Below are 3,276 nucleotides of genomic sequence, written 5' to 3'. Positions count from 1 at the left end.
TGGTTGGATAGGTTTAGCCCTGCTTGTCTGGTATCCCCTTGCTCAGTAACAAGTTTTACTGCGCCTTGTTAAAACCTATTTTACCCTTTAGAGTGTTAGACAAACTTTTAACCAAATCTGGTTAGTATTCTCCCTCTTCTTTTGTATCGACCTTGGAATGAACATGACAACGAAATCAGCTTATCACCAGCTATCTCAACATTTTAAAAAGATCCATAATCTAAGTCACCTATCTTCAATTTGTGGTTGGGATCAAGCCGCTATGATGCCGGCTGGCGGTAATGAAGCGCGTTCAGCTGCAATGGCAGAACTTGCCGTCATGATCCACCAGCAAAGTACCGCACCACAACTTGCCGAGTTAATTAAACAAGCGCAGTCAGACCAATTGTCAGCAGAGCAGCAAGCAAGCTTAGCGGAGATCGACCGCAGCTGGCAGCAAGCGAATATCGTACCTGAAGCACTCGTTTCTGCTAAATCATTAGCGGGTTCTAAATGTGAACACGCTTGGCGTACTCAACGTAAAGAAAATGATTGGGCAGGTTTTGCCAAGAACTTAAAAACCGTTGTTGAATTGTCACGTGAAGAAGCGAGCATTCGCGCACAGGCAAACAATTGCAGTAACTACGACGCATTAATGGACTTGTACGAACCGGGCATGACCAGTGCACAGCTTGATCCAATCTTTGATGATGTAAAATCATGGTTGCCAGAGCTAACCCTAGCAGCACAAGAAAAACAAAAATCAGACAAGGTAATTATGCCGACTGGTCACTTCCCGATTGCCGCACAACAGCAATTAGGTTTAAAGACCATGGGTATTCTAGGCTTTGATTTTGACCACGGTCGTCTTGACGTGTCAGCGCACCCGTTCTGCGGTGGCGTAGCTTCCGATGTGCGTATTACCACGCGCTATGAAGAAGATGATTTTACCCAAAGTTTAATGGGTGTAGTGCACGAAACAGGTCACGCGCGTTATGAACAAGGTTTACCAAAAGCATTAAACCACTTACCAGTAGGCCAAGCCCGTTCAATGGGGATTCATGAAAGCCAAAGTTTGTTATTTGAAATGCAACTAGGTCGCTGTCAGGAATTTTTAACTCTGCTAACACCAGAGATTAAGCAAGCATTCAGTGGTACAGATAGCAATATTTATAACCCTCTGAACCTGAGCCAATGTTATACCCGCGTGAAGCCTGATTTCATCCGTGTCGATGCCGATGAAGTGACTTACCCTGCTCACGTGATGCTACGTTATGAAATCGAACAAGCACTAATGAACGGCGATATTGAAGTCGATGATATTCCGGAATTATGGGCAGTTAAAATGCAGCAATACCTTGGTGTAAATACTAAAGGTAATTACCGTAATGGTTGTATGCAAGACGTGCATTGGACAGACGGTAGCTTTGGTTACTTCCCGTCTTATACGCTGGGTGCAATGTATGCAGCGCAGTTTATGGCAACTATTAAGCAACAGATGGATGTTTCGGCAATCATTACCAGCGGTGATCTATCGCCTATCTTTACTTGGCTTAAAACCAACATTTGGCAAAACGCATCACAACTCTGCACCAATGATTTAGTCAAACAAGCGACGGGGGAAACATTAAACCCAGCTCACTTTAAAGCACATTTGCAGGCGCGGTATTTGTAATCCCGATAATGCCCACTTGTAATTTAATCGTATCATGAAAACGACAAGCTAATTCAATCAGCCTGTCGTTTTCACTTCTACATCATTTCAACGTAACACGTAACCATTTCATCTATCATCTTATATTGTCAATTTAGGCAACAAGCGTAACAACTTAAACGCTTCAGGCATATTAGCTTGCGTCACCACAAAACCAATCAGCTGCGCATCACTATCATAAGCCTTGGCTGTCATTCCCGACGTTGTTAACTCCACTTGCCAATTAGCATCACTCGCGGTGGTATTACCGCTTAATTGAATTGGGTATAACGGCGTTTTAACTTTAACTAACATCGCCGGAAACATCACATCAGTCACCATACCAGTTAAGGTTTTAGCTAACGCATTAGCACTGAGTATTATCGGTTGTAAAAACGCTAAATGTTTACCGTCTATTTCAGCACAATCACCAATGGCAAAGATATGCGGATCATTTGTGCTTAACTGTTTATCAACCACAATGCCACGATTAACTACTAAACCAGCGTCATTCGCTAATGCAGTGTTGGGTTTCAAACCCGCAGCACATAACACGCTATCAACAGTTGTGCTATGCCCATTTTTAAAGCTAACCGCAATACCAGTATCTGTTTTAGTCATGCAACTGAGTTCATTACCCAGTTGTAATTCAACGCCTTGTCTTCTCATTGTTTGATAAAGTTGAGATGACACAAACTCAGGTAATAGGCTTGGTAATAATGAATCTGCGCGATCACTTAATATCACCTTATAATCTGCAATGGCTAAATCCATCGCGATTTCAGTACCCACTAAACCCGCACCAACAACTAATACAGATTTAGCCTTGGCCAATTGCTCCTGTGATTGTTGATACTCATCCAAGCTGTTCAGGGTAATAATGTCTTTAGCCGCATCCCCCCCTACAAATGGCACAAATGATTGTGCCCCTGTTGCCAGCACTAAATTGTCGTAGACTATTTCAATACCCTGACAACTGACTGTTTTTTCGGTGCGATTAATACCATCAACATAAGTATTGTTCATCAGGGTAATATTATGCTCAGCAGCAAAATCAGCGCCGCTTTGCTTGACCATGTCTTGCGCCGTCAGTTTTTTGCTAAATACATGGCTCAACTCCGGTTTAACATAATCATCACCACTACCAGCAGTGATGACAATGATTGCTTGCTCCTGACTTGCACGACGAATTGATTTAACTAATTGATAGGCCGCAAAGCCACTGCCTATAATGACAATACATTTTTCATTACCATCAATCATGCTACCGCCTTCTTGGTTTTTATCTCTTCAAACACATCCTTACCTAACCCACACTCAGGGCAAAGGAAATAGTCTGGCACCTCTGACCATGCTGTACCGGGGGCGACGTCTTGGTTTGGTTCACCTTGCGCAGGATCGTAAATCCACTGACAGACAGTACATAACATCGAACTATCAACATCAAACTGGACAACCGGATTTTCTGGTATCGACTTTGCGACGGCTTGCGGCTGTGATTCTAGCGCTGTTTCTTGTACTGTTTGTTTTGGTATTGCTTGTTCCTGTACTGCTTGATTTGCAGCTGGCGCAGATATATCAGCGACAGAGGCGCTTGTTAGTGC

General features: G+C 43.3%; 3 protein-coding genes. 1 reads left to right on the top strand and 2 read right to left on the bottom strand.

Going from position 1 to position 3,276, the window contains the following annotated elements:
- Nucleotides 1-163 precede the first annotated feature (163 nt).
- Nucleotides 164-1,654, top strand: a complete 1,491-nt coding sequence (locus tag QNK26_RS15295) for a carboxypeptidase M32 (RefSeq protein ID WP_319224650.1) — start codon at nucleotides 164-166, stop codon at nucleotides 1,652-1,654.
- Nucleotides 1,655-1,774: 120 nt separating this feature from the next.
- On the opposite strand, the gene norW is transcribed toward QNK26_RS15295, so the two are convergent.
- Nucleotides 1,775-2,935, bottom strand: a complete 1,161-nt coding sequence (gene norW, locus QNK26_RS15290) for an NADH:flavorubredoxin reductase NorW (RefSeq protein ID WP_319224648.1) — start codon at nucleotides 2,933-2,935, stop codon at nucleotides 1,775-1,777.
- On the bottom strand, nucleotides 2,932-3,276 hold a 345-nt coding region (locus QNK26_RS15285; RefSeq protein ID WP_319224646.1), incomplete at its 5' end, for a rubredoxin. The genes QNK26_RS15285 and norW, both read right to left, overlap by 4 nt.

The organism is Moritella sp., from assembly GCF_033791185.1.
Lineage (GTDB): Bacteria > Pseudomonadota > Gammaproteobacteria > Enterobacterales > Moritellaceae > Moritella.
Note: the sequence above shows the minus strand (reverse complement) of the source record. Positions and strands in the feature narration are given on the sequence as shown.

Bases quoted from the DNA above. Each gene is read 5' to 3' on its own strand.
- norW (WP_319224648.1), bottom strand. From the start codon at position 2,935: ATGATTGATGGTAATGAAAAATGTATTGTCATTATAGGCAGTGGCTTT.
- QNK26_RS15295 (WP_319224650.1), top strand. From the start codon at position 164: ATGACAACGAAATCAGCTTATCACCAGCTATCTCAACATTTTAAAAAG.